This is a genomic window from Zobellia roscoffensis, from assembly GCF_015330165.1.
GTDB classification, from domain to species: Bacteria; Bacteroidota; Bacteroidia; order Flavobacteriales; family Flavobacteriaceae; genus Zobellia; species Zobellia roscoffensis.
In genome coordinates this window covers 4,300,788-4,327,352 of the sequence record NZ_JADDXT010000002.1, presented here as the reverse complement: position 1 = coordinate 4,327,352, position 26,565 = coordinate 4,300,788, and the positions used below count along the sequence as shown (strand labels likewise).

Here is a 26,565-nt window from a genome sequence, read left to right as displayed (position 1 = left end):
AATGGCCGATACACAGAACAACCAAAAAGCTGCTCAGCTTAGTGAAAAGCCCTTTGCGCAACAGATAAAGGAAAAATCGGACGGACTTGTCAAATACGGTGGATACGACCTTTTGGAGTCTGCCATTGACGATGTACAGAACTTAAACCCCGATCGTAAGGCACGAAGAAAAATGTTCCTTACCGAAAACAATAAGAAGCAAGAGCGCGAAGAGCTTTTAAAGAAATTAGAACTTTGGTCAGAAACCCTTAAGTCTGGTGATGATATCATAGATTTGGTACAAGCAGCAGATGATAAGGCAGCTTTATCACAACAGGTACTTACAAAAAACTTAAAGGCAGCTCTAGAGGAAACACGAGAGTTGGAAACCTCTTACCGTTCCGTAGCTTTGTTCTATAAAAATACGGATTTACCTTCTTTAAAGAACGTTTCTATTATCAACGCGGAACTAGACCAACTTACGGATTTGGACAACACCCGTTTCTTTGATCATATACGTGAAGAACTGGTTTCCAAATACGATCGTTTAGACCTTCGTGAGAACTATTCACTTATGGTGCTTCCTGGATACTTGGGCTCTAAATCCGTAGTAGATAAATGGGCGAAGGTAGCTCATGACAATAAGGTAACCTTGGTAACGGATTTTGCGCATTTAGATGAGCCGGACGATGTTATGGAAATGTTTGAAAGTGCCAATCTTGCTAGTGGAGATATGTACTTGTCCAATACCATTATGACCTGTAACTGGTTGGTAGGCCGTGGCAAACATGATGAAGTAGGTGAAGAAGAAGATGTACATGTACCGCCTTCTGGAGCACTTGCCGGTAAAATTTACAAAACCCTAATGTCTCAGGTAACTGCGGGTAAAAAGCACGGTGGCCTTAGTGAGGTAGATGGTGTAAGCTTTGATCTAAGAAAAAGCGAAATTGCCAATCTTGAGAATCTAGGTTTGGTGCCTATGGTGAACGAATATGGTAAGGTAATGGCATTTTCTGCCAAGACCCTTTTTAATGGAGACAATTTAGGTCTTCAGACGTATTCTGTAGTTCGTGTGTTTGATTATGTAGCCAAGGTGTTAATGGACTTTCTGAACCGTAGAGCCTTCGAGAATTTTACAACAAGAACTCGTAACGAGATTCAGTCACAGATTGTACGGTTTTTAGATGATATTACAGGACCGGATAAACTAATAGAGAATTTTGAGATCCGTAGGTTTGAGCAAGACCCGAACCAAAAAGACCGTATTTATTTAGATGTACGTCTAAAACCTTATTTCCCGGCCAAAAACTTTATGATCAAAATGGATGGTCAAAAAGGAGATGAAGGTACGGATTGGGATACGGAGTACGCACAACAGTAAATAGGACAATTCTGAACGAAGCTACTGCTTCTAAAGTCTTGTGATAGAGAATAATAAACAAAAACTTGGGTTTTGGTTAGGATGGTTTTTGCTCAAAAGTGAACCTATAAACAATACCCCGCTATTTTTAAAACCTGAAAAATTATGTCATTTTTAGCAAAACTTACTGTTGACGGGCAGATATATAATGTGCTTCATTGTATTTATAATTTTGAACAGCCCATGGATGGTACGGGTAAGCCGGCAGGAAAACCTTTAGGCGGTCAGATTTCTGTAACCATTGAGTCGCAAGGCAAGTATGATCTTTTTCACTGGATGAAGGAGCCTGAACAGACAAAAGATGGGGCTATTGTTTTCTTTAAACGGGATGCCATGTCAAAGCTACAGGAAGTTAAATTCTCTAAAGCCTATTGTGTTAGTCTTGAGGAAGAGTTTGATGCAAATGACGAAATGCCTATGCAAAAACGGATAGTTATCTCTGCAAAATCGATTACAGTAGGTGATATGGTTTTTGAAAACAGTTGGGGAGAATAAGCCTATGGATGCTCTAACCCAAAAATCACGTCAGCAAAGGTTAAAGCGGGAACTTAACAAGTCGCTAGCAAACGTGCGTCTTTCAAAGAACAAAAAACTGACTCTTGCTGATAAAAGCAAAATTAAGAAAGTTGCAGTAAAAAGCCTTCAACGTTATTTGACCGCTGAAATAAAAAGAACTAATACTAAGACGTATGATTGGTATTTTTTTAAAGATGACGGTGAACTATTTCATATTGAAGCTTTTAGAAATAGCCTGAACCATAATCGATATTTTATAGTTGATCACGAACAGGTGATGATTGAATCAAAATTTTCACATGGTTCATCTTATGGACAACAACGCATACAGCAGTACGATATTTCAAGTAAAGAAATAGGCGATATCATATCTAGTTCTAAAAAATTATTTGCTGATATGATGAAGATTACCGTAAGTGAAAAAGAAGATGCTAAAATTTGGAGAGCGTTTGACAACGTAGATGAAAAAAAGATTATTTCGGTTACTATAGGATTGCCCTTGGCGATAATAGCAGCAGCAGAAACAGTGCCTCTTATGGTTATGGCGAGTAAGAGTAGTGCGGCTACTTCTTTAAGTTCATCGTTAGGTAAAGCTTTTGCGTTAAATTCAGGAAGAGTCGCCGCGGTTAATGGAGCTTCGGAGTTTGGTGATCAGTACATTAGCAATATTCTAATCAACGACGGGATTGATGCAAAATTTGGATTATCTCATTTAGATTGGGGAGATATTGGTATAGCTACAGTTTTATCCAAGCCTACGGCATCCGCTTTGGGTTCTGTCTTTGATTTTGATTTTGATAATGGTCTTAAAGTCAATTCGTTTGATGATTCTATGCTAAACTATGGTACAAGCAGATTGGGAGGATATACAGGCGAAAAGTTTGGTAACTTAGTTTCAACCCCGATTAAAAAATTCTCTAAACCCATAGGTACCGTGGTAGATAAAACTGGAAATATTCTTATTACTTTGGGTATACGCACTATAAGTTCTAATAATGAAGAGAAAGATAAATAAGAAATATATTCCCATTTTAATTGTTGTCTTATTTTTAATTGCAGCACAAGGCTATGTTAGTTATAAAAAGCATACCATTAATAAACAATTTAAAATTGTTGTTGGTAAAGTCAGCGGTGTCCAAAAATTGATTAAATCTTCTCCAAGTCTTTTTTACGATTATTATGTAGGAGGTAAGTTGTACAGCGGTAGTAAAAAATTCGAAGGTTCTTTTTCGAAATATAAAAACCGATTTTATTCTGTGAAATATTCTAAAGAAAATTCTGGTTGGAGTGAGATTTTATTAGAACAACCCGTTACTGATACCATCATAATTAAAAAAGCGGGATTTTCTTTGCCTAAAAAGAAAAAGAACAGGTTTCAGGAATACTAGGTAGTTCACATGAAACGGAAAAATCTTAAGATATCTTTGTGGTTAATTTCATTATTTCTTTTTACATCGCTTTGTTCGTCTCAAAAGAACCTTGTCAGCGATAAAACAGAAGGAGGTCTAACGTTAATTCCCGGTACGAGAATATACCTTGAACCCCCTTCAGGGTTTCAACTATCAAAAGATTTTATTGGTCTTGAAAACGGTGATAATGAGATTATCCGCTTTTATGATATGTATGGTACAGATTATTATGCGGATTCTAACAAATATTCCAAAAAAGCATATGAGAAAATAGGAGCAATTGTATATGACTTTGAAGAAACGATAATTGATGATTACTATGGAAAAGTGCTCGTTACCAATAGTGACTATGCAAACCGAGCGGTTACCTTAGTTTTTGGCGATGCTTTTTTTTCTGTATTAGCGGTTGCTGTTACGAACAATACTAATAACACTGAAGTTAGTCATATAATAAATTCATTTAAAAGCATAAAATATGACAAAGACCGAGAAATAGGCGCGATGGAAGCAGCATTTTTTTCCGTTGATGTAGAAAAAAGTGGCTTCGAACTATTTTTTCAGGCTAATGAAATATTTCACTTTACTGAAAACGGAGAATACCCTCACAACACAAGTTCTTCATATATTATAAACCAAATGCTCGTTGATCCTGCTAATCCCAATTTAAATTTTATAGTCGACAACGTCATAAACTCTAGTATTGAGAAAGGGTTTAAAGTTACTGGTAGAAAACAAACATCAAAAGATAACATAAATGGTTACCATTGTTTTCAAGAATTGGTTTATGGCGAATCTGAAGGTGTGGAAACCCAGATAGTATTTACTGTTATCCAAGATGGCAGAAGAGCCTTGGCTATAATGGGGAGTGCGAAAGAAAACTTTCAGGAGAATATTGAAAAATTCAATCAATTGACTTCTACGATAAAATTTAAGTAGATTGTTTCCTTCTATAGCGCTCGTTTGCAATGAATGCCTTACAAAGTAAGAACAGGTATGAAATCTATCTGAAATCTTTTGTATTATTAGGTAATAAGATGAAAATGGTAATGTGAGTAGCATAGTCGGCACTCAAGAGATGCGAGCGCTAGCGGGAAAAAAGGTATCTAGTTCATTTGTTTCCACAGTGGGAAAACCTATGGAGCAATTTCCAGGGACTTTGCGGGCCTTATATAATTACGGAGGTCAATTTACTATATAAACGTTGATTTCTACGGCTAAAAAAAATAATGCTAATAAAGATTCCAAAGAATAATAATTTATTTCGGGAATGATTTTGGATAAAAATAAAATTAGAGTTCTTATAGTGGTGGGCTTTTTATTATTGACAACTTATTTTGTTTCTAGGTATATTAAAAATGATATAAATTCAAATGCAGAATATACCATAGGTTTTGTTTATGACTATATGGAAGGTATTACATCAGGAGAATATATTTACTACCGCTATTATGTGTCGGGTCAGGTTTATGAAAATAGTAATTCTTATGATAATGCTCACAACGTAAAAGTCGGTGATTACTATACGGTAAAATACTCTACGAGTAATCCTGAACATTCTGAATTACTGCAAGGGCTTCTGATAACCGATACAATTCAAATAAAAGCTGCAGGGTTTAAATTGCCTAATAGTAAACAAAAATTATCAAGAAATTAAGTTGGTTTATCATAGTTTTTTGAAATGAGAAAACGGTAAAATAAAATGACCATTCACGTAAAGGCAGTGTATTGTTCTACAAATATCAGAATACATCCATATGGTCATAGGGAAGTATAAGATGTATAAAACTAAAATTTAGTTGGGAAAATAAATATTATAGATACAAATAATAATGAGGTACCTTATTGTTTTTATTATGTTGTTATCATTTGTTGCGTCAAGTCAAGAAAGTGAAGTGAATTTATACGGAACTTGGCATTATGAGCGCCGTTCAAAACCGGAAATAGGCTTTACCATGAGAATAGATGGTGAAGATGTTATCGAAGCATCGAATGATGAATCGGAAGACGGGGACGGCATGGATCATTTTTATTTGGTTTTTGAGAGTAAAGGACAATTAATCGAATATAAGGTAGGCATGGGGTTTCGCTCAAAATATAAAATCCTTGACAACACGGTCTACTCAAACGGAGACCCATTATATGAAATCGTGACATTTAGAGATAGTTTAATGGTCATAAAACAACCGAATGAAGTTGATACCGCCACGTATGAACGAGTTGAGGCTGATTTAAGTCATCTGGAAATAATTAATTGATATCTTTAAATAGAGAAGAAAAACAATATTTCCTAGAGCTATATGAATTTCAACAAATCTTATCGAGCAATATTTTTTTTACTTTTAATAAGCTGTCAAGCCCAAGATAAAGATGTTTTGGTTGAAAAACTTTCACAAAAATATTGCAAAGCCATTGAAAACATAGAAATGAATGGGAAATCTCACCAAGTTATTTTAGAAGATATGCTAGTGGCTGCTAAAACGATAAACAGTGAAAACACTGATTTAATTAAAACGGTTAGAAAAGGAATAGCTCAAGAAATAAAATCGACCGACGAAAAGAAAATAGGTTACGCTTTCGCAACAGATTTTGTTACGAATTTGATGGAGAAATGTCCATCTTATTTAAAAATAGCAAGAATTCAGGTTGCAATACCCAAAAAGACCAACGGTACGGTAGAGTATGTTTCTAAAAGGGTAAAAGGGTTTTTGGAGGAATGGAAAGATATGCCGTTGAACCAACTTTACAAACGAGCTAATGACTCCATTATAACTAATATTGACTACTCAAATTCCTATTTCTCAGACTATAAGTCGGAAGACCAGTGGACTAACATAAAACCGATTACTGATATTCACTTAAATCTCTTGAATACATCGGATACTTATTTTAAAGCATTTTTAGTAAATGAACAATCTCGGGCAATGGGTTTGCCAGCAGAAGATTTTCCCCAAGCAAGAGTTATAGAATGGGAATTTCAAGAAATTGATTGAACTAATCTTAAATAGACAGTATCCAAAATTCTGTTTACACAAAATTTTGGATACTGTCTTGAATTTGGCCGGTATTAAAAACTTTAACTTTATCCTCTTTCTCAAACTTAATTCCGTTGTTTAACTATATAGAACCACCTAAAACCAGCAAACTTCTCTGTTCATCGATTATTTGCATTGTTCTCCTGTTAATTCGTATTTTTGTATTTTTCGTTTTACATTCTTATGTAAGATACCTAAACATTGTTGAAAGAAATTAGACCTACTTATGAAGTCGTTCCCTACTTTGTTAATTCTTTTTCTAGGCAGTTTTTTGTTTAATTATTCTACGCTTTGGTCCCAGACTCCAATTGCTGTAAAAACTAATGATTTTGTAACGACCACGATTTTTTTTCCATCTAATATTAAAAAGGTTGTAGAGCCTGCGGCAAATTTTACATTTATTTATGAGAGCGGTTCTAATATAGGGTTGCTTAAAGGTAAGAATGGTAGGCCAAGTAATCTTTTGGTTATTACTGAAGAGGGCTATATTTATTCGTTTGCACTGAGTTATGCAGAGGAAGTACCGGAATTCAGTTTTATTTTAACAAAAGATCAAGCTATAAGTAGAACCATACCAAGTAACAACAATAGTTCGCAAAAACCTGAAGTTGCAGAAAAATCTCCTAATAGTCAGCATCAAATAAGTGATGCAACCTATGAAGAGTCATCACAAAATATTCCAGAAGAGAGCAAACTAGATGATGGAATTAGTCAAATACAGGTCACAGATGTTCCGATACAGCAGAATGGCAGTATGGCTCAAGAATCCAGGTTTGAAAGTAATGCTGAGAGTGGGGAAGAGGATTTATATGATGTAGATCGTGAAGAGTATTATCGTATTTATTGCGAAAATAACTATCTGCAGAAAACCGTTTTTAAAAGAAGTTTTAGACAGAATAAAAAAATTTCCGTGCGCCTTAATAATATTTTGGTGGATCGGAACGAAAAATATTTTGTAGTACAAATAGAGAACAACTCAAAAAAGAAATATGATATTGCAGGGCTAAGCTTCTTTAAAAAATCTAAGGTTGGACAACTTGAGAAAATTATGAATCCATTATATACTTTTAATCTTCAAGAAAGTATAGATCCTGAAGGCATCAATGAAGTTGTATATGTGTTTAAAAATTTTAATATTAGCGCCAGAGAAAAAATCTCTGTAGTTTTAGCCGATGCGAATAGCGATAACATGGTAATACTACCACTCGATTATTTACTAATTAATTCTCCCTCGAATTGAAACATATCACGGTTTTACTTTTATTGCTATGTTTTCCTATAGTAGTTTTTTCTCAAACGTATTCCAATACATTTTCGGTATCCGGTGGTTTATTTGGTGATGGCTATGGAGGAGAGATAACTTACAATACTAACCTGAGTGAAAATACCTACACCCAAATAGCACTAAATGGCACTTCTACAAATTATAAAAGTGGATCTGCAAGTATCCCATATACAAGTGTCACAGCGAGCTATTCTTACTTTCTTACAGTCTGGAACAGGAACAGGAAAATGCAGTCCCTTTCATTGGGTGGTGGAGCCTTAGCTGGTTATGAGTCGGTGAACAATGGTAATGTAGAATTAAATAATATTATTTCAGTTGACGGAGAGAGTAAATTTATTTTCGGAGCAGTAGTTACGGCCGATTTGGACATTATACTTACCGAACACCTTTCCTTATTGGTAAAGACCTCCGAATTTTACCATGTAAACAGCGATTTTGGAAATCTTACGAATTATAGCGGATTGGGAATCAGGTACTATTTTAATTGATTGCAGATTATGCAGTTAAAAAAGTCGTACATATTATTTCCTCTTATCCATAAATCATACGTTTCATCGATAGTTGGGTCCAAAATGGATGTAAGGGTGTATATAATTTAAACCGATTCCATATCTTGTAGGACTTTCTTGTCAAAAAGAGAGTTCTACCGTTTGCGGTGTTTAAAAAAAAGAATAGATAGTCCCTCGGAAAAATGAAGAAGTACCTTAAGGTTTCAGTCTGCTGTTTCAGTCTTTTTTTAATAGCGTTGGCGTGCACCAAGGAGGTGGGCCTTATCACCGAGGTGGAGTTCGAGCTTACCGANACGGTCACCGCAGAAAACGGCGATACCCAGGAGTGGACGGTCAATGTTACGGTATTGCCTCCTTCGGGTAGTGGGGCCAATGCTATAACGGGTTTTGCACTCCCTATCCAGAACAGTGCCGATATCGATACGGCGAACAATACGATAACGGTCAATGTACCGGACGGAACGGACCTTAACGTTGCACCACAACTTTTAGAGGTTTCCCTTGGGGCTACCTTTTCACCGGCAGTCGATGAACTACAGGATTTTGGTTCACAGGTAACCTATACCGTCACCGCGGAAAACGGGACGGAACAGGTATGGACCGTGAACGTGACCGTTTCCGCCCCTACGGGAAGCGACCTGAACGAAATAACCGCCTTTGAACTGAAAGGTCAGACCGATGTGGATATTGACGATACGACCAGTACGATAACGGTTACCGTTCCCGATGGCACCGACTTGAATACGGCCCCATCGGTATTGAATATTTCCCCCAATGCCACGGTGACTCCCGCGATAGGAGATATACAGGATTTTTCGAGCCCCGTTACTTATACCGTTACCGCTGAAAATACTGATGAAAGAGTTTGGACGGTCAACGTTACCGTTACTGAAAACCAAGCACCTATCGCCAATGATGATACAACCGCAGTAGAATTGGGAGAAACCGTACGCATCAATGTCATCGATAACGATTCAGATGTTGATAATCCAAATTCCGACCTGGTTATATCCGGTGTTCTTGGGGTACAACCTGAAAATGCAGGTTCGTTTACAATCGATGGTCAGGAAATCGTATTTACCAGTTCCGGTGATTATACCGGGGATGCCACGTTCGGCTATACCATTAACGACGGTAACCCGGGCAATGACGATTCTGCAACGGTTACTGTAACAATAGCCCCACAAGCGAACGTAGCTCCCGTAGCGGATGCCGGTCCGGACCAGGCCATTACCCTTCCCGCGAGTTCGGTAACGTTGGACGGATCTGGAAGCAGTGATACCGCCCCCGGAACGATCGCCTCGTACGCCTGGACACAGGTCAGCGGTCCAACAACGGCGACGATTGCCGCCCCGGGGAGCGTAAGTACCTCGGTAACAGGCTTGACGGAAGGAAGCTATACGTTCAGGCTGACGGTGACGGACGATGGAACCCCGTCCCTTAGTGATACGGACGATATTGTTATAACGGTGGGCGCCTTGCCCAACGTAGCTCCCGTAGCGGATGCCGGTCCGGACCAGGCCATTACCCTTCCCGCGAGTTCGGTAACGTTGGACGGATCTGGAAGCAGTGATACCGCCCCCGGTACGATCGCCTCGTACGCTTGGACACAGGTCAGCGGTCCCACAACGGCGACGATTGCTGCCCCGGGGAGCGTAAGTACCTCGGTAACAAGCTTGACGGAAGGAAGCTATACGTTCAGGCTGACGGTGACGGACGATGGAACCCCGGCACTCAGTGATACGGACGATATTGTTATAACGGTGGGCGCCTTGCCCAACGTAGCTCCCGTAGCGGATGCCGGTCCGGACCAGGCCATTACCCTTCCCGCGAGTTCGGTAACGTTGGACGGATCTGGAAGCAGTGATACCGCCCCCGGAACGATCGCCTCTTACGCTTGGACACAGGTCAGCGGTCCCACAACGGCGACGATTGCTGCCCCGGGGAGCGTAAGTACCTCGGTAACGGGCTTGACGGAAGGAAGCTATACGTTCAGGCTGACGGTGACGGACGATGGAACCCCGGCACTCAGCGATACGGACGATATTATTATAACGGTGGGCGCCTTGCCCAACGTAGCTCCCGTAGCGGATGCCGGTCCGGACCAGGCCATTACCCTTCCCGCGAGTTCGGTAACGTTGGACGGATCTGGAAGCAGTGATACCGCCCCCGGTACGATTGCTTCGTACGCTTGGACACAGGTCAGCGGTCCCACAACGGCGACGATTGCCGCCCCGGGGAGCGTAAGTACATCGGTAACGGGCTTAGGGGAAGGAAACTATACGTTCAGGCTGACCGTGACCGACGATGGGACCCCGGCACTCAGCGATACGGACGATATCGTTATAACGGTGGGGGCCTTGCCCAACGTAGCTCCCGTAGCGGATGCCGGTCCGGACCAGGCCATTACCCTTCCCGCGAGTTCGGTAACGTTGGCCGGTTCTGGAAGCAGTGATACCGCCCCCGGAACGATTGCCTCGTACGCTTGGACACAGGTCAGCGGTCCCACAACGGCGACGATTGCCGCCCCGGGGAGCGTAAGTACCTCGGTAACGGGCTTAGGGGAAGGAAACTATACGTTCAGGCTGACGGTGACGGACGATGGGACCCCGGCACTCAGTGATACGGACGATATTGTTATAATGGTGGGCGCCTTGCCCAACGTAGCTCCCGTAGCGGATGCCGGTCCCGAACAGTCCATCACCTTGCCTACGAGTTCGGTAACATTGAACGGTTCAGGAAGCAGTGATACCGCCCCCGGAACGATTGCCTCGTACGCTTGGACACAGGTCAGCGGTCCCACAACGGCGACGATTGCCGCCCCGGGGAGCGTAAGTACCTCGGTAACAGGCTTGACGGAAGGAAGCTATACGTTCAGGCTGACGGTGACGGACGATGGAACCCCGGCACTCAGCGATACGGACGATATTATTATAACGGTGGGCGCCTTGCCCAACGTAGCTCCCGTAGCGGATGCCGGTCCGGACCAGGCCATTACCCTTCCCGCGAGTTCGGTAACGTTGGACGGATCTGGAAGCAGTGATACCGCCCCCGGTACGATTGCTTCGTACGCTTGGACACAGGTCAGCGGTCCCACAACGGCGACGATTGCCGCCCCGGGGAGCGTAAGTACCTCGGTAACAAGCTTGACGGAAGGAAGCTATACGTTCAGGCTGACAGTGACGGACGATGGGACCCCGGCACTCAGCGATACGGACGATATCATCGTTACGGTGAACCCTGCACCGAACGACGCCCCTGTAGCAGTTGCAACATTTAGTCAAAGAACAGGTATTCTTGGGTATATTATAGAATTTACGGGTAGCAATTCTACAGATTCAAATTCTGATCCATTAACATATTCTTGGGTGTTCGGAGATGGAAATACTTCAAATATTGCTAATCCAAATCATACATACTCAAGTGCGGGAATTTACAATGCCTCTCTAACAGTTAGTGATGGGGAATTATCTGATACATTTACTTTTACTGTAAACCCTAGAAATTTCGTAATTATAGACCCTAGTTCTTCTGTCAGTTATCCAGGTTCTGCAGGAGGAAGTGAAGTCATGGGCACCATTACAATTACAGGAACTCCTGTAGTTTTTACACTTATAGTTGAATTAATAACCGGTATTGGGGCGAATGCATCTGGAACGCTAGTAATAGATGGAGATATATATAATTCAACAAGTAGTCAATCTGGTGTTCAGGGTATACGTAGCACGAGTTCATATACCTTTGGTGTTTATGACTATTCTTTGGAGGTCAATAACCCAACACAGAATAGTGGCGTAGTTTCGGCACGCGTGGTCACTGACTAATAATAATTGTATTATTTAATATATGTTATAAACTGCACTGTTTTATGCATCACTCACTTTCTTAAATATTGAGCCAAACCATAGGAAATAGTCAACTTATATAATTCCAAATATTTTTATATTTCATAAGTTGAGAATAAGCATGCCTAATGACTAGATTTTCTGGTTTTTCGAGTGCGGGGTCTTCTTTTAAAAGTTGGATAGCATGGTAACGGGCCGTTTTTAAAATATCGTTGTCTTTTACAATATCGGCAATCTTTAGGTTGAGTACGCCGCTCTGTTGTGTGCCCATAATATCTCCGGGTCCACGTAGTTTTAAATCTACTTCTGCTATTTCAAATCCGTCGTTGGTTTGCACCATGGTCTGGAGGCGAGTTTTAGCTTCCGTAGACAATTTGTGACTTGTCATTAATATGCAAAAACTTTGGTCGGCACCGCGACCTACACGACCGCGAAGCTGGTGCAACTGTGATAGTCCAAATCGCTCGGCACTCTCGATGATCATTACTGAAGCATTGGGAACGTTAACCCCAACTTCAATAACCGTTGTGGCAACCATAATTTGTGTTTCGCCTTTTACAAAGCGCTCCATTTCATAATCTTTGTCCGCTGGTTTCATTTTACCGTGGACAATCGAAATTTGATAATCTGGCATTGGAAAGTCACGTGCAATGCTTTCATAACCGTCCATTAAATCTTTATAATCCAGTGCTTCGGATTCTTGAATAAGAGGATATACGATGTAAACTTGGCGCCCTTTTTTTATTTCATCTCGAATAAATTGAAATACTTTTAATCGGTTGCTGTCATATCTATGTACCGTTTTTATGGGTTTTCTACCAGGCGGAAGCTCATCAATAGTCGAAACGTCTAAATCTCCATAAAGGCTCATGGCCAATGTTCGAGGTATAGGTGTAGCTGTCATTACTAAGATATGAGGTGGAATTTCATTTTTATGCCAGAGTTTAGAGCGCTGCGCCACACCAAAACGGTGTTGTTCATCCACTATGGCCAAACCTAAATTTTTAAATTTCACTTTATCCTCAAGGAGAGCATGGGTGCCGATAAGAATCTGTAGTTCTCCGCTTTCCAATTGTTCATGAATAGGGCGACGAGCCGATTTTTTAACGGAACCGGTTAAAAGGGCGCATGTAATACCGGTACCTTCCAGTAATTCCGAAATACCCGTATAATGTTGATTTGCCAAAATTTCTGTGGGTGCCATTAAACAGGCTTGGTAACCGTTATCTATGGCCAAGAGCATGGTCATTACCGCAACTATGGTCTTTCCTGAACCCACATCACCTTGTAGCAAACGGTTCATTTGCGCATTGCTTCCCAAGTCCCCTCTAATTTCTTTGATTACTCTTTTTTGAGCGCCTGTGAGTTCAAAAGGTAAATGGTTTTTGTAGAATTCATTAAAAATTGTCCCTACCTGATCAAAATTAAAGCCTTTTATTTTCTGCTTGTGAAGCATGTTTTTGGCAATCAACTGCATTTGAATATAAAAGAGTTCTTCAAACTTTAGTCGGAATTGTGCTTTGGCTAATAACTCTTGATTTTTTGGAAAATGGATGTTAAATAAAGATTCATTTTTCGGTAGAAGTTTCAGTTCAAATAACAATTTTTCGGAAAGTGTTTCTGTGAACCGACCTTTGGATTCAATAAATATTTGTTGAATAAGTTTACTGATCACTCGGTTGGAAATTCCTCTATTACTCAATTTTTCCGTGGAAGGGTAAACGGGTTGCATGGCTATTTTAAGACCTTGTTCGTGGTCTTTTTGAAGTTCCATTTCCGGATGCGGCATTGAAAATTTACCATTAAACCAGTTGCACTTCCCGAAAATCACATAAGGAGTGTTCAACTTTATGTTTTCCCGAATCCATTTTTGTCCTCTAAACCAGACCAGCTCCATTTCTCCCGTATCATCAACAAAACTGGCTACAAGGCGTTTGCCTTTTTTCTGCTCAACGGTTTTTATATGTACAATCTTACCAATAACCTGAACATCCGCATTGCTACGCTGTAGCTGGCCAATTTTATAATAATGGGTTTTATCAATATACCTATTTGGGAAAAGATTAAGTAAGTCCTGAAATGTATGTATGCCCAATTCAAACTGTAGGGTTTCGGCACGGTTTGGTCCAACACCTTTTAAGTATACAATGGGAGTCTGAAGGGAATTAGCGTTCATGGGACTAAATTAAGTGATAGGTACAATTGCAACAAACTAAAATGCTAAATTTGAGCTACTATTTATTTCTACAACTTCATGAGAAACCTTTTTGCACTTTTATTTTTCAGTTCGATATTTTTCTGTTTTGGTCAACATCAGGATAAAGTCGACTTTATAAAGGGTGATATATATGTTTCACCCGTTCCTTTGGCAAAGGAGATCAAAGGTGGTGTAGTGTATCGTTTTAATGTACTTCAAAATGTAGATTCCGTTTTTCTTGATGCCAAGAATATGACGTTCAGTAAAGTGGAGTTGGATGGCGAAAAAACCAATTTTATTCAAACGGAACATACCATTTCAATTCATAAAAAATTTAAAAAAGGCCAATCTCATAAGCTTGTTATTGAATATCTGGCCAAACCGAAACAGACTGTTTATTTCTTAGGTTGGGAAGATGATATAGATGGGAATGAACAGGTTTGGACGCAAGGTCAAGGTAAGTATACTAGTCATTGGCTGCCAAGCTTTGATGATATGAACGAAAAAGTGGTGTTTGATTTGGCTGTTCAGGCAAGTAAAAAATATAATGTAATGGCCAATGGTAAATTGGTTTTAATTCCGTTAGAATCTGATGATAATCCAGTGTGGCTTTTTAATATGGAAAAGCCTATGAGCAGCTATTTACTAGCTTTTGCCATTGGGAATTATAGTAAGCAAGAATTGGTTTCCTCTAGTGGTATTCCTATTGAGAATTATTATTACGCTCAAGACAGTACTAGGGTAGAACCAACATACCGATATACTAAACAGATTTTTGATTTTTTAGAGGAGGAAATAGGGGTTCCGTACCCATGGAAGAATTACAAGCAGATTCCCGTACGGGATTTTCTATACGCTGGAATGGAGAATACAGGGGCGACTATTTTTTCTGATGGGTACGTTATTGATTCCACTGCTTTTGTAGATAAGAATTATGTGAACGTTAATGCTCATGAGTTGGCACACCAATGGTTCGGGAATCTGGTTACTGAAAAAGACGGGAATCATCATTGGTTACATGAAGGTTTTGCCACGTATTATGCATATTTAGCTGAAAAGGAAATTTTTGGAGAGGACCATTTTTACTGGAAGTTGTTCAGTACGGCCAAAGATCTTTACAAAATATCTCAAGAAGGGCAGGGCCAAGCTTTGATTGACCCAAAGGCGAGTAGTGCTACTTTTTATGAAAAAGGAGCTTGGGCTTTAGTGTTGTTAAAAGAAGAAGTAGGGCAGAGGGCTTTTAAAAAAGGAGTATCGGCCTATTTGAACAAGCATCAATATAAAAACGTAACGATTAATGATTTTTTTACTGAGATTGAAGCGGCTTCTGGTCAGAAATTAGATGTTTTTAGGACAAAGTGGTTGTATTCAAAGGAGTTTCCAAGAGAAGATGTTGAAACCTTTTTAAAAACTAATAATCCCTCTATACGCAAGTTTTCTGAAATCAAGGATGATCAATTAGATTTGAAAAAATGGTTGAATGCAAAGTACCCCGTAGAGTTTAAGGGAGCATTAATAGATGAATTTGAAAAAGAGATACTAGCGCAAGGTTTAACGCCACTATTGATTAAAGATTCGAATTTAAAAATTCGCCAAAAGGGTATTCAACTTATAAATAAGGTAGCCATTACTGATCAGGAAATAGTAGAAAAACTGTTGTATGACGAAAGCTATATAACACAGGAATTGGTGTTGTATAAACTCTGGTCCTCTTTTCCTGAAAGTCAGAAAGCTTATTTAGATGCAACTAAAGGTGTTATTGGGCTTCCAAATAAAAATGTTCGTTTATTATGGTTGTTACTTGCTGTCGCCACTAACGGCTATGAAGGGCAAAACACTACAAAGTACTTTACTGAATTGAGCAGCTATACTTCTCCTGAATACGGTTGGGAAATTCGGATGTCTGCTTTTCAATACTTACGAGAAATAGGTTTTACAGATGAAGGGCTTAATAATCTTATTAGAGGAACAAACCATCATTCATGGCAGTTTAAGAAATTTTCAAGAAATTTAGCCGACCAACTTTTAGAAGATGAAGATTATAAAACTCGTATTCAAAAATTGGCCGAGAAACTAAATAAAGAGGATTCACGTTATATGAATACAAAACTTAAGTAATAATGAGGGCATTGGTTATATCGGGTGGAGGGAGTAAAGGCGCTTTTGCAGGCGGTGTTGCTCAGTACCTTATGGAAGAACTTCATCATGAATACGATTTTTTTCTTGGTACCTCTACAGGGAGTCTACTTATTTCTCACCTCGCACTGGCTAAAATAGAAAAGATAAAAGAGGTATACACGAATGTAAATCAGCATAGTATATTTAGTAACTGCCCTTTTACTATACAAAAAAAGCATGGCGTACATACTATAGGTATAGCCCATTGGAACGTGCTTAGGAATTTTTACAAAGGGAGAAAGACTTTTGGCGAAAGTAGAAACCTTCTTAAGCTTATTAAAAACACCTTAACCGTAGAGGAGTTTGAAAATTTAAAAAACGGACCCAAAGAAATAATAGCAACCGTTTCCAATCTATCCTTAAATCAAGTAGAGTATAAAAGTATTAATGATTGTACATACGAGGAATTTTGTGAGTGGATTTGGATTTCCTGTAACTACACGCCGTTTATGAGTTTAGTACGTAAAAACGGATGTGAATATGCAGACGGTGGCTTAGGGAATATGGTGCCTATAGAAGAGGCTATAAAAAGAGGGGCAACCGAAGTTGATGTAATTGTTTTACAAACAGAAGTAAGTCATTTAAACAGACTGCCTTCGCGTAATGCCTTTTCTCTATTAACGACTATGTTTGAATATATGTTGGATCGCATTGAACATCAGAATATTCGAATAGGTAAATACGTAGCAAAACATAACGATGCTATTATCAATTTTTATTACACACCAACTGTACTTACTACAAATTCTTTAATTTTTGACAAAGAGAAAATGACGGTCTGGTGGGAGAGTGGCTATAACTTCGCAAAGTTTAAAAATACAGAGCTCAATCAAATAGAACCTGAAAAAGGAGAAGTGCTTTAATATGAAAAACCGCACTAACACAAAGGTTGGAGCGGCTTTTTCTAAACTAGTTAGGTTTAATATATTCCAGAGAGTTCTGTTATTGCCAGAGATATCCTATTTCTTTTTTGATATATGATAATGCAGTTGCAGAAGGAGATTGTTTCTCCATAGTTTCTGTAAGTATGTCTTCGCGTAATTTGTCTGCAGAATCTGTTTCGCTCATAGCCGCTTTACGAATCATTTGTACGGTAGCACTTTTAGCAGCCTTAATTACATTCCAACATTCATCTGTCATATAGATTTGTTGAGAAAGATTGTGTTCAAACTCGTTCTCTACACTTTTTATTAAAAGACTTTCGTATGCATTTTTGTCCGTAGACTTTGGAGCAACTCTTACCACTAAACTGGGTATAGCAATGCGTTCAAGAAAAAGGGCCATACGTTCGTATGCTTGTAAACGAACTGGAATGGTGTTTTTCTGAGAATCTTTATGCAACAGAAAACGTCTACGACCGTCCTCATTTTTAGTATGTAATTTAAAAAAATAAAAGGCAACAACCCCTGTAACTACTGCAGGCAATAAAAAGCCGAACATTTGTAAAATTCCTTCTCCAGACATTTTTTTGGTATTTGGTTTATTTGCATAATAGAACGGGAGATTTTACCAAAAAGTATACAAAATTTGGTATAACTTTTAGTTCTTCATTTGCTCTCTGGTCATGAGGTAGAATTTGTTGAAGTCGGGATGTATATTGACCTGAATACCTTCTTTTAAGTTTCCGTCTCTTCCTAGGGCGTTAATTCTTTCGGGAGCTATTGTAAACTTGGTCTGTAGAAGGGTTGCTATAGCCATAGCCTGTTTTGCTGGCGTTTCAAGATCTCCGGTCATACTTAAACCCTCTATGGTTGCAGATGTACTGGGGTTCGCAATTAAGATATTGGCAATTTTCTCTGTCCAAGCTTCTGCAGCAGGTGTGAGCGTAGTTCCGGTATCACTCCCGTATAAGCTAGATAAATCAGAAGAAACAACAACAGCTCCTTCGGAAACACCTATTTTTGCATTCTCTCCCATAGTTTGCTTCACATTTGTCAAAACAACAATTGTGGTGGAGTCGTTTGTAGCAATTGCATTTTTTATTATTTTAATCTGATTTTCTTTCGCCTCAAGATTGGCCATTGCCGTAGTTACCATGCTGGAATTTTTGTTGGAAACTTCAGCAAAGCTGTTTAAGTTTTTCATTAAGGTATTGTTAGCATTTTGAAGCTCCGTTACCTGAACTTCATATGATTCTGCTTTAGCTGTGGCTACCTTTTCATTCTTTCTTGCGTCAAAAACCTCATCATTTACAGAGTCTAGCTGCATTTTTAATTGGGCTATTTCTTCTAAAAGGTCGCTTTTTCTTTGGGCTTGCATAGATAAACATGCAAAAACTAAAAGACTAAAAGTAAGTAGGAGGTGTTTCATAAATAACTCGGATTAAATTTTAATATATGATTTGGAAAAACTAAATAGCTCTAAACAAATGTATATTATTCTTTGGTGTTTTCACAATGCTTTCCTCCCAAGTGGATACAATCGTGTAATTTTTTCATATTTTCAAAAGGCACCTTTGTCTTGTTATAGCCGTAAGAGGACGCTAAACTTCGGTTTAGGTCATTATCATCAACATTAAGTTGAATATCATCCATAGTATACTGACAAGGATGTTCGTAACCAGAAGCATGGGTAATTTCTAAAAGCTCTTTTCTAAATGTCATAAAGTACTGTGCCAAGCGGTCAGATTTTAAAGGAACATCTATACCTTTTTGCAACCACTTATTTTGTGTAGCAACTCCGGCAGGGCAACGGTTGGTATGGCAAACTTGAGCTTGAATACAGCCTATGCTCATCATAGCTTCACGAGCTACGTTAATACAATCTACCCCCATTGCAAAAGCCATAGCGGCCTTAGCGGGGAAACCTAATTTACCACTTCCTATAAAGACTATACGTTCTGTAAGTTTTCTTTTTTGAAAAACTTTGTACAGGCTGGAAAAGCCATATACCCAAGGTAGTGAAACGTGATCGGCAAAAGATGGGGGAGCTGCGCCAGTACCGCCTTCACCACCGTCTACGGTAATAAAATCAGGACCTTTTCCTGTTTTTTCCATTATATCAGCTAGTTCCTCCCATTGGTCCAATTTGCCTATGGCTCCTTTAATTCCTACTGGCAATCCCGTTTCTTCGGCAATGTTTTCAATGAGTTCCAATAGTTCTGTTACATTGTTGAAAGCCTTATGTGTTGCAGGAGAGAGAACGTCTTTTCCTACTTCAACACCACGTATTTCGGCTAGTTCAGGTGTTATTTTTGCGCCGGGCAATACACCGCCTTTTCCTGGTTTGGCCCCTTGCGAGAGTTTAATTTCAATCGCTTTTATCATGGGGTTTTCTTCTGCTAGCTTTTTCATTTTTTCCATGGAAAAATTTCCGTCTGGGGAGCGAACACCGAAATAGCCTGTCCCAAAATGAAAAATAACATCGCCACCTTGCTTGTGGTAAGAAGATAGTCCGCCTTCACCTGTATTATGATAAGCTCCTGCTGTGGCAACCCCTTTATTCATAGCCTCTATGGCAGCAGCAGATAAAGAACCAAAACTCATTGCAGATACATTAATTATAGAGCTAGGACGAAATGGTTTTCGTCTATTATTGTGTAATCCCATAACCTTGGCACAGGGAACAAATGTTTTGTCTGTTGAATTGATATGGTCTTCCGGTACTTTATAAGCCATCATTTGGTTCTTTACGAATATATGTTGATGAGCATAAATATCACGGTCCGTACCAAAACCTTCATAGTTGTTTTCTTTTTTAGCCGAAGCATATATCCACCCTCGCTCAATTCGGTTAAAAGGAAGTTCTTCGCGATTGTTTGCTACAAAATATTGTCGCATTTCTGGACCTATGCTTTCCAACCAATATCTAAAATGACCAACTATGGGGAAGTTGTGTGAGATGGTATGCGAACGCTGAAAAAAGATATCACGAAGGGCAACTACTAAAAGGCCGATTACAACCCATATCCACCACGAAATATTTTGAAAAAACGAAATTATTGGTTCCATAAATATGCTAAAAAGTATTTAAACTAATTGTTAAGGTTATTTTTGTTAAACTCTTATTTATTAAGAAAATCAATACTCATTTCTGTCAATGCTTTAACTCCTAACAACAAACCACTGTCATCAATAATAAAATCTGGTGTATGATGTGGAAATGATTCGGTATTTCCTGGGGTCATTCCTCCTAAAAAGAAGAAGAAACCAGGTATTTCTCTTTGAAAATAAGAGAAATCTTCCGCTCCAGTAACGGCTTTTTGTGTTTGTACATTGTTTACTCCTGCAACTTTGTTTAAGGAGGGTATCATTTGCGTTACAAGGTCGGGGTCATTATAGGTAATATCAGTGGCATCTTTTATTTCAATTGTAGCTTCTCCTCCGTATGCTTTTGCAATAGTAGGCACCATTTCTTCCATTCGCTTATTAATTAGGGCTTTCATGTCGTAGTCTAAGGTGCGAATAGTGCCAATCATTTCTGCACTCTCCGGAATGATATTAAACCGAACACCACTAGTTATTTTTCCCACGGTAATAACAGCAGCTTCGTTGGTTAGTTCGGCTTCACGGCTTATGATTGTCTGCAGGCCATCTATTATTTTTGCACTAATCAAAATTGGGTCTACTCCGGACCAAGGTCGTGCCCCATGACTTTGCTTGCCTATTACATTGATTACGAATTTTTGTGCGGCAGCCATTGTGCCTCTAGATTTATAACGAATAACGTTGGTAGGGGTCTGAGAGTTGATATGTAGTCCAAAAATAGCATCTACATCCGGGTTTTTTAGCACTCCTTCTTTTACCATAAGCAACGCACCACCTTCTTCTCCTTCCGGAGGACCTTCTTCTGCTGGTTGAAAAATGAATTTTACGGTTCCTTTTATTTTGTCGGTATGATTTGAAAGTATTTCGGCCACACCCATAAGAATTGCGGTATGTGTATCATGTCCGCAAGCATGCATAACGGGTACTTCTTCCCCTTTAAAATTAGCCTTTACCGTAGACTTGTAGGGGAGGTCGTTTCTTTCTAGAACTGGTAAGGCATCAATATCGGCACGTAAGGCAATAACTTTACCCGGTTTTTTCCCTTTTAAAATGCCCACAACACCGGTATGGGCCACACCGGTTTGCACTTCTATTCCCAAAGCGGTAAGGTGATTCGCTATTTTTTCCGCAGTCTTGAATTCTCGGTTGGATAGTTCCGGATTTTGATGAATCTCCCTTCTCCATTCAATTACCCTGCTCTCTATGGCTTTGTAATCTTTTTCAAAATTTTGTGCGAGGACAGAAGCAAGATTTCCTGCTAAGAACAATAGGCATACAAGTAGTTTTTTCATTAGGAAAATTTTTTATGGCGTAAATGGGTCAAACTGAAATTGTTTACAACAGCTGTGTTTGTCTCAAAATAGTTTCAAGAATTACGAATTTTACCATTTTATGCTTAAAATGGCATTCAAAAAGGTCAAAATTTGATATTTGAGACGAATATATCAACAATATGAATAAAATCATTGTTAATTACTTTAACAGTTTGGTGTTTCATCTTTTTAATTGTCGTCTTATCTTTAGCGGTACTTTAGTTCCAAACCCCTGATTTATGTCCGATAATTCCAACTATACAGAAGATAACATACGTTCACTCGATTGGAAAGAACACATTCGACTGCGACCCGGTATGTATATCGGTAAGTTGGGTGATGGTTCTTCGGCAGATGACGGTATTTATATTCTACTTAAAGAAACCATAGACAACTGTATTGATGAGTTCGTAATGGGAGCGGGTAAAACCGTCGAAATTTCAATTCATGGCGATAAAGTAATCGTACGTGATTATGGTCGTGGTATTCCTTTGGGCAAAGTGGTAGACGTGGTTTCTAAAATGAATACGGGTGGTAAATATGATTCCCGTGCGTTTAAGAAATCTGTAGGCTTGAATGGGGTTGGTACAAAAGCAGTGAATGCACTTTCTAGTTATTTTCGCGTAGAAAGTACTAGAGACGGTAAATCTAAGTCTGCTGAATTTCAAATTGGGGAACTTCAGAATGAGGAACTTTTAGAAGAAACTACGCGTAGAAGAGGTACAAAAGTTAGTTTTATACCTGATGAAACTATTTTTAAAAAGTTCAAGTTCAGAAACGAGTATGTAGAACGCATGCTTAAGAACTATGTTTATCTGAATCCAGGTTTGACCATTGTTTTTAACGGGGAAAAGTTTTATTCGGAGAACGGATTAAAAGACTTATTGGAAGACAATAACAATACTGAAGATTTTCTTTATCCTGTTATTCATCTAAAGAGTGATGATATTGAAGTAGCTATCACGCACAGCAAGACCCAGTATAGTGAAGAGTATCATTCGTTTGTAAACGGACAGAACACTACACAGGGTGGAACGCACCAAACTGCTTTTCGAGAAGCTTTGGTGAAAACCATTCGTGAGTTCTATGGAAAAAATTATGAGTCTTCGGATATTAGGAAGTCTGTTATCTCAGCTATAGCAATTAAGGTGATGGAGCCAGTTTTTGAAAGTCAAACAAAAACAAAATTGGGTTCAACGGATATGGGTGGTGATTTGCCTACGGTAAGAACATATATTAACGACTTTGTAGGGAAGTATCTTGATAATTATTTACATAAAAATCCTGATACTAGAGAAGCCTTGCAGCGAAAAATATTGCAAGCCGAACGTGAGCGAAAAGAATTATCCGGTATTCGAAAATTGGCGAAAGACCGGGCTAAAAAAGCAAACCTTCACAATAAAAAACTACGTGATTGCCGTATTCACCTGGGCGACACAAAAAAAGATAGAAATTTAGAGAGTACCCTTTTTATTACCGAGGGAGATTCTGCTTCTGGGTCAATTACAAAATCTCGCGATGTAAATACCCAAGCAGTTTTTAGTCTGAAAGGGAAACCTTTGAACTCTTATGGGCTGTCCAAAAAAATAGTATACGAGAATGAAGAGTTCAATTTATTGCAAGCGGCATTGAATATTGAGGAGTCTATGGAGGACTTGCGTTACAATAATATTGTAATCGCGACAGATGCCGATGTTGATGGTATGCACATTCGCTTGTTGTTGATTACGTTCTTTCTCCAGTTTTTTCCTGAATTGATAAAAGAGAATCATTTATATATTTTACAGACTCCGTTATTCCGTGTGCGGAATAAGAAGGAAACTATTTATTGCTATAGTGAAGATGAAAGGAGAAATGCAATTGGCAAACTTTCTGGTAAACCAGAAATTACTCGCTTTAAAGGTTTGGGTGAGATTTCTCCAGATGAGTTTCAGCATTTCATTGGTGAAGATATAAGACTTGAACCGGTGATGCTTGATAAAGCAATGTCTATAGAGCAACTACTAAGTTTCTATATGGGCAAGAATACGCCTGACCGACAAAAATTTATTATAAACAACCTTAAAGTAGAGGTTGACCTTGTAGAATAAAATCAATTATAAACCAAAGAAATACGATTTTTTCTGAATGGAGGAAAATGACGAACTGAACGAAGCTGAAAATCAAAATTCACCAGAGGACCAATCTGGTCAATCTACCGAAGGACAAGAAGACCAAATTGATAATTCGGAAGCGGTAGGTGATGAAGAACAAGGGCAGGATGATGCCCTTACCCGTGTAACGGGTATGTATAAAGATTGGTTTTTGGATTATGCATCCTATGTAATCTTAGAGCGTGCGGTACCGGCAATAGAAGATGGTTTTAAACCAGTGCAACGCCGTATTATGCATTCGCTCAAAGACCTTGATGATGGTCGTTATAATAAAGTGGCCAACGTGGTTGGACACACCATGCAATATCACCCTCATGGCGATGCGAGTATTGCAGATGCCATGGTACAAATCGGTCAAAAAGATTTATTAATAGACACCCAAGGTAACTGGGGAAATATATTGACGGGTGACCGTGCAGCGGCTTCGAGATATATTGAAGCACGGCTTTCAAAATTTGCTCTTGAAGTAGTTTTTAGTCCAAAAATAACGGAGTGGCAGCAATCGTATGATGGCCGTAAGAAAGAGCCAGTAAACCTTCCTGTGAAGTTTCCATTGCTTTTGGCGCAAGGAGCAGAAGGTATTGCGGTAGGTCTTTCTACCAAGATAATGCCTCATAACTTTATAGAACTTATTGATGCATCTATTAAACATCTAAAAGGGCAGCGATTTAAGTTGTTTCCTGATTTTCCGACCTCGGGCATTATCGATGTTTCAAATTATAATGACGGGCTTCGTGGGGGTAAAATAAGAGTGCGAGCAAAAATAGCACAGCATTCAAAATCTACACTGATTATAAGTGAGATACCGTATGGTACTAACACCTCTTCTTTAATTGATTCTATCCTTAAAGCAAATGATAAAGGAAAGATAAAAATTAAAAAAATTGAAGATAATACCGCTGCAGATGTTGAAATTCTTGTGCATTTGCCAACGGGTATCTCTCCTGATAAAACTATTGATGCGTTATACGCATTTACAGCTTGCGAGTCTTCGATTTCGCCACTGGGTTGTATAATAGAAGATAATAAGCCGCTATTTATTGGGGTTACTGAAATGTTGAAACGTTCTACCGATGCTACAGTAGAATTATTGAAGCAGGAGTTGGAAATTCAACTTTCTGAACTTGAAGAGCAATGGCATTTTGCGTCTTTGGAGAGAATATTCATAGAAAATCGAATCTATCGAGATATTGAAGAAGAAGAAACCTGGGAAGGTGTAATTGCTGCCATTGATAAAGGTTTGACTCCTTTTACGAAACATTTGAGGCGTGCTGTAACAGAAGAAGATATCGTTCGTCTTACTGAAATTCGCATCAAACGTATATCAAAGTTTGATTTAGATAAAGCACAACAACACCTTGATAATCTGGAAGAAAGAATATCAGAGGTAAAGCATCATCTGGAGCATCTGGTGGATTATGCTATTGCTTATTTTCAGAAGTTAAAAGATACGTATGGAGAAGGGCGTGAGCGAAAATCCGAAATACGACTTTTTGATGATATAGAGGCCACCAAGGTGGTGATTAGAAATACGAAACTATATGTAAACCGCGAGGAAGGCTTTGTTGGAACATCGTTAAGACGAGATGAATACGTTACAGACTGTAGTGATATTGATGATATCATAGCTTTTACCCAAGACGGTAAAATGATGGTCTTTAAAGTAGATTCAAAAACTTTTGTTGGTAAAGGTATTATCTATGTAGCTGTCTTTAAGAAAAAAGACAAACGTACCGTTTATAACATGATTTATAGAGACGGTAAGGGTGGTGCAACATATATAAAACGATTCAATGTAACCAGTATTACCCGAGACAAACATTATGAGATGGGTGGTAGTGGAAAAGCGGGAACCTTTGTTCATTATTTCTCAGGAAATCCAAATGGGGAAGCGGAAGTTGTGACCGTGAACCTTCGTCATGTGGGAAGTATTAAAAAATTGAAGTGGGATATCGACTTTGCGAAGATCATGATCAAAGGGCGAGCTTCCAAAGGGAATATTGTTACTAAATATTCTGTAAAACGTATTGAATTAAAGGAGAAAGGATTATCTACGTTAAAACCTAGGAAATTATGGTTTGATGAGACGGTACAACGTTTAAATATTGACGATAGAGGTGAGTTTCTGGGTGAGTTTACCAGTGAAGACCGTCTGCTTATAGCAAACCAAACCGGACAGGTAAAAACGGTCATTCCCGAGCTTACACTTCATTTTGACGAAGATGTGGTGGTCCTTGAGAAGTGGAATCCTAAGAAACCACTTTCCGTGGTGTATTGGGAAGGTGAAAAAGAATTGTACTATGTTAAACGATTCTTGATCGACCATCCTGATAAAGAAGAAAATGTCCTTACCGATCATCCTAAGTCGCATCTTGAAATAATTAGTACGGATTACAGGCCTATCATAGAAATTGTTTTCGCCAAGAAAAGAGGGCAAGAACGAAAAGAGAATTTAGAGGTAAATCTTGAAGAGTTTATCTCTGTTAAGGGGATAGGGGCAATGGGTAATCAGTTAACTAAGGATAAGGTTTTGGAAATTAATATGTTGGAGCCATTACCTTATGAAGAACCTGAACCACAAAAAACAGAGGACGTAGAGATTGTTGATGAGGGAAATGTTGATAAAGGAGCTGGTTCTGGCGATACAGAAGTTAGGAAAACGACACAGGGAGATAGATCCGATAAGGGTGAAGATGGTGATGATGTCCAAACCTCTTTGTTCGAGTAAAGTACAAGGTCTGCT

Annotated in this window: 20 protein-coding genes; 15 read left to right on the top strand and 5 right to left on the bottom strand. The window is 39.0% G+C overall.

The features are described from left to right. Position 1 precedes the first annotated feature (1 nt). The 11 genes from IWC72_RS17615 (at position 2) to IWC72_RS17565 (ending at position 11,974) form a co-directional block, all read left to right on the top strand. Complete coding sequence (locus IWC72_RS17615) at positions 2–1,360, top strand: DUF5458 family protein (RefSeq protein WP_194530693.1); 1,359 nt, start codon at positions 2–4, stop codon at positions 1,358–1,360. Between the two features lie 144 nt (positions 1,361–1,504). Next, a complete protein-coding gene (gene tssD, locus IWC72_RS17610) occupies positions 1,505–1,894 on the top strand; it encodes a type VI secretion system tube protein TssD (protein ID WP_194530692.1) in 390 nt (129 codons plus the stop codon). Between the two features lie 4 nt (positions 1,895–1,898). Next, entirely contained in the window at positions 1,899–2,930 is a 1,032-nt protein-coding gene (locus tag IWC72_RS17605; RefSeq protein ID WP_194530691.1) for a hypothetical protein, read from the top strand. Next, complete coding sequence (locus IWC72_RS17600) at positions 2,911–3,303, top strand: hypothetical protein (protein ID WP_194530690.1); 393 nt, start codon at positions 2,911–2,913, stop codon at positions 3,301–3,303. Before IWC72_RS17605 ends, IWC72_RS17600 begins: the two co-directional genes overlap by 20 nt. 9 nt (positions 3,304–3,312) lie before the next feature. Further along, the gene (locus tag IWC72_RS17595; protein ID WP_194530689.1) at positions 3,313–4,260 is read left to right on the top strand and encodes a hypothetical protein; all 948 of its coding nucleotides are present in this window, start codon (positions 3,313–3,315) and stop codon (positions 4,258–4,260) included. Between the two features lie 331 nt (positions 4,261–4,591). Beyond that, positions 4,592–4,978, top strand: coding sequence for a hypothetical protein (locus IWC72_RS17590; RefSeq protein WP_194530688.1), 387 nt, complete (start codon positions 4,592–4,594; stop codon positions 4,976–4,978). Between the two features lie 175 nt (positions 4,979–5,153). Continuing rightward, the gene (locus tag IWC72_RS17585; RefSeq protein WP_194530687.1) at positions 5,154–5,579 is read left to right on the top strand and encodes a hypothetical protein; all 426 of its coding nucleotides are present in this window, start codon (positions 5,154–5,156) and stop codon (positions 5,577–5,579) included. Positions 5,580–5,747: 168 nt separating this feature from the next. Next, positions 5,748–6,314 carry a hypothetical protein gene (locus IWC72_RS17580; protein WP_194530686.1) on the top strand — a complete coding sequence of 189 codons (567 nt, stop codon included), beginning with the start codon at positions 5,748–5,750 and terminating at the stop codon, positions 6,312–6,314. A 268-nt stretch (positions 6,315–6,582) separates the two neighbouring features. Continuing rightward, entirely contained in the window at positions 6,583–7,596 is a 1,014-nt protein-coding gene (locus tag IWC72_RS17575; protein ID WP_194530685.1) for a DUF4138 domain-containing protein, read from the top strand. After that, complete coding sequence (locus tag IWC72_RS17570) at positions 7,593–8,129, top strand: conjugal transfer protein TraO (protein ID WP_194530684.1); 537 nt, start codon at positions 7,593–7,595, stop codon at positions 8,127–8,129. Before IWC72_RS17575 ends, IWC72_RS17570 begins: the two co-directional genes overlap by 4 nt. 203 nt (positions 8,130–8,332) lie before the next feature. After that, the gene (locus tag IWC72_RS17565) at positions 8,333–11,974 is read left to right on the top strand and encodes a PKD domain-containing protein (RefSeq protein WP_194530683.1); all 3,642 of its coding nucleotides are present in this window, start codon (positions 8,333–8,335) and stop codon (positions 11,972–11,974) included. Between the two features lie 91 nt (positions 11,975–12,065). On the opposite strand, the gene recG is transcribed toward IWC72_RS17565, so the two are convergent. After that, the gene (gene recG, locus IWC72_RS17560; protein WP_194530682.1) at positions 12,066–14,171 is read right to left on the bottom strand and encodes an ATP-dependent DNA helicase RecG; all 2,106 of its coding nucleotides are present in this window, start codon (positions 14,169–14,171) and stop codon (positions 12,066–12,068) included. A gap of 78 nt (positions 14,172–14,249) precedes the next feature. Between recG and IWC72_RS17555 the strand changes: the two genes are divergently transcribed. Beyond that, positions 14,250–16,310: a M1 family metallopeptidase gene (locus IWC72_RS17555; protein WP_194530681.1), complete on the top strand. Its 2,061-nt coding sequence runs from the start codon at positions 14,250–14,252 to the stop codon at positions 16,308–16,310. A 2-nt stretch (positions 16,311–16,312) separates the two neighbouring features. Next, positions 16,313–17,233, top strand: coding sequence for a patatin-like phospholipase family protein (locus tag IWC72_RS17550; RefSeq protein ID WP_194530680.1), 921 nt, complete (start codon positions 16,313–16,315; stop codon positions 17,231–17,233). Between the two features lie 79 nt (positions 17,234–17,312). Here the strand turns inward: IWC72_RS17550 and IWC72_RS17545 are convergent, their stop codons facing one another. The 4 genes from IWC72_RS17545 to IWC72_RS17530 form a co-directional block, all read right to left on the bottom strand. Continuing rightward, positions 17,313–17,834 carry a DUF7935 family protein gene (locus IWC72_RS17545; protein ID WP_194527479.1) on the bottom strand — a complete coding sequence of 174 codons (522 nt, stop codon included), beginning with the start codon at positions 17,832–17,834 and terminating at the stop codon, positions 17,313–17,315. A gap of 75 nt (positions 17,835–17,909) precedes the next feature. Next, on the bottom strand, positions 17,910–18,680 hold the full coding sequence (locus tag IWC72_RS17540; RefSeq protein WP_194527478.1) for a hypothetical protein: 771 nt from the start codon (positions 18,678–18,680) through the stop codon (positions 17,910–17,912). A gap of 65 nt (positions 18,681–18,745) precedes the next feature. Next, positions 18,746–20,320 (bottom strand): FMN-binding glutamate synthase family protein, encoded by a 1,575-nt coding sequence (locus IWC72_RS17535; RefSeq protein WP_194530679.1) that lies wholly within the window; start codon positions 20,318–20,320, stop codon positions 18,746–18,748. 53 nt (positions 20,321–20,373) lie between these two features. Then, positions 20,374–21,648 (bottom strand): amidohydrolase, encoded by a 1,275-nt coding sequence (locus tag IWC72_RS17530; RefSeq protein WP_194530678.1) that lies wholly within the window; start codon positions 21,646–21,648, stop codon positions 20,374–20,376. 260 nt (positions 21,649–21,908) lie between these two features. Between IWC72_RS17530 and IWC72_RS17525 the strand changes: the two genes are divergently transcribed. Together IWC72_RS17525 and IWC72_RS17520 are read left to right on the top strand one after the other, a co-directional pair. Beyond that, entirely contained in the window at positions 21,909–23,759 is a 1,851-nt protein-coding gene (locus IWC72_RS17525; protein ID WP_194530677.1) for a DNA topoisomerase IV subunit B, read from the top strand. 37 nt (positions 23,760–23,796) lie between these two features. Further along, positions 23,797–26,550 (top strand): DNA gyrase/topoisomerase IV subunit A, encoded by a 2,754-nt coding sequence (locus IWC72_RS17520; RefSeq protein ID WP_194530676.1) that lies wholly within the window; start codon positions 23,797–23,799, stop codon positions 26,548–26,550. Positions 26,551–26,565 lie beyond the last annotated feature (15 nt).

Bases quoted from the DNA above. Each gene is read 5' to 3' on its own strand.
- IWC72_RS17600 (WP_194530690.1), top strand. From the start codon at position 2,911: ATGAAGAGAAAGATAAATAAGAAATATATTCCCATTTTAATTGTTGTC.
- IWC72_RS17580 (WP_194530686.1), top strand. From the start codon at position 5,748: ATGAATGGGAAATCTCACCAAGTTATTTTAGAAGATATGCTAGTGGCT.
- IWC72_RS17525 (WP_194530677.1), top strand. From the start codon at position 21,909: ATGTCCGATAATTCCAACTATACAGAAGATAACATACGTTCACTCGAT.
- IWC72_RS17615 (WP_194530693.1), top strand. From the start codon at position 2: ATGGCCGATACACAGAACAACCAAAAAGCTGCTCAGCTTAGTGAAAAG.
- IWC72_RS17520 (WP_194530676.1), top strand. From the start codon at position 23,797: ATGGAGGAAAATGACGAACTGAACGAAGCTGAAAATCAAAATTCACCA.
- IWC72_RS17590 (WP_194530688.1), top strand. From the start codon at position 4,592: ATGATTTTGGATAAAAATAAAATTAGAGTTCTTATAGTGGTGGGCTTT.
- IWC72_RS17605 (WP_194530691.1), top strand. From the start codon at position 1,899: ATGGATGCTCTAACCCAAAAATCACGTCAGCAAAGGTTAAAGCGGGAA.
- IWC72_RS17550 (WP_194530680.1), top strand. From the start codon at position 16,313: ATGAGGGCATTGGTTATATCGGGTGGAGGGAGTAAAGGCGCTTTTGCA.
- IWC72_RS17540 (WP_194527478.1), bottom strand. From the start codon at position 18,680: ATGAAACACCTCCTACTTACTTTTAGTCTTTTAGTTTTTGCATGTTTA.
- IWC72_RS17545 (WP_194527479.1), bottom strand. From the start codon at position 17,834: ATGTCTGGAGAAGGAATTTTACAAATGTTCGGCTTTTTATTGCCTGCA.
- IWC72_RS17555 (WP_194530681.1), top strand. From the start codon at position 14,250: ATGAGAAACCTTTTTGCACTTTTATTTTTCAGTTCGATATTTTTCTGT.
- IWC72_RS17575 (WP_194530685.1), top strand. From the start codon at position 6,583: ATGAAGTCGTTCCCTACTTTGTTAATTCTTTTTCTAGGCAGTTTTTTG.
- IWC72_RS17530 (WP_194530678.1), bottom strand. From the start codon at position 21,648: ATGAAAAAACTACTTGTATGCCTATTGTTCTTAGCAGGAAATCTTGCT.
- tssD (WP_194530692.1), top strand. From the start codon at position 1,505: ATGTCATTTTTAGCAAAACTTACTGTTGACGGGCAGATATATAATGTG.
- IWC72_RS17535 (WP_194530679.1), bottom strand. From the start codon at position 20,320: ATGGAACCAATAATTTCGTTTTTTCAAAATATTTCGTGGTGGATATGG.
- recG (WP_194530682.1), bottom strand. From the start codon at position 14,171: ATGAACGCTAATTCCCTTCAGACTCCCATTGTATACTTAAAAGGTGTT.
- IWC72_RS17595 (WP_194530689.1), top strand. From the start codon at position 3,313: ATGAAACGGAAAAATCTTAAGATATCTTTGTGGTTAATTTCATTATTT.
- IWC72_RS17585 (WP_194530687.1), top strand. From the start codon at position 5,154: ATGAGGTACCTTATTGTTTTTATTATGTTGTTATCATTTGTTGCGTCA.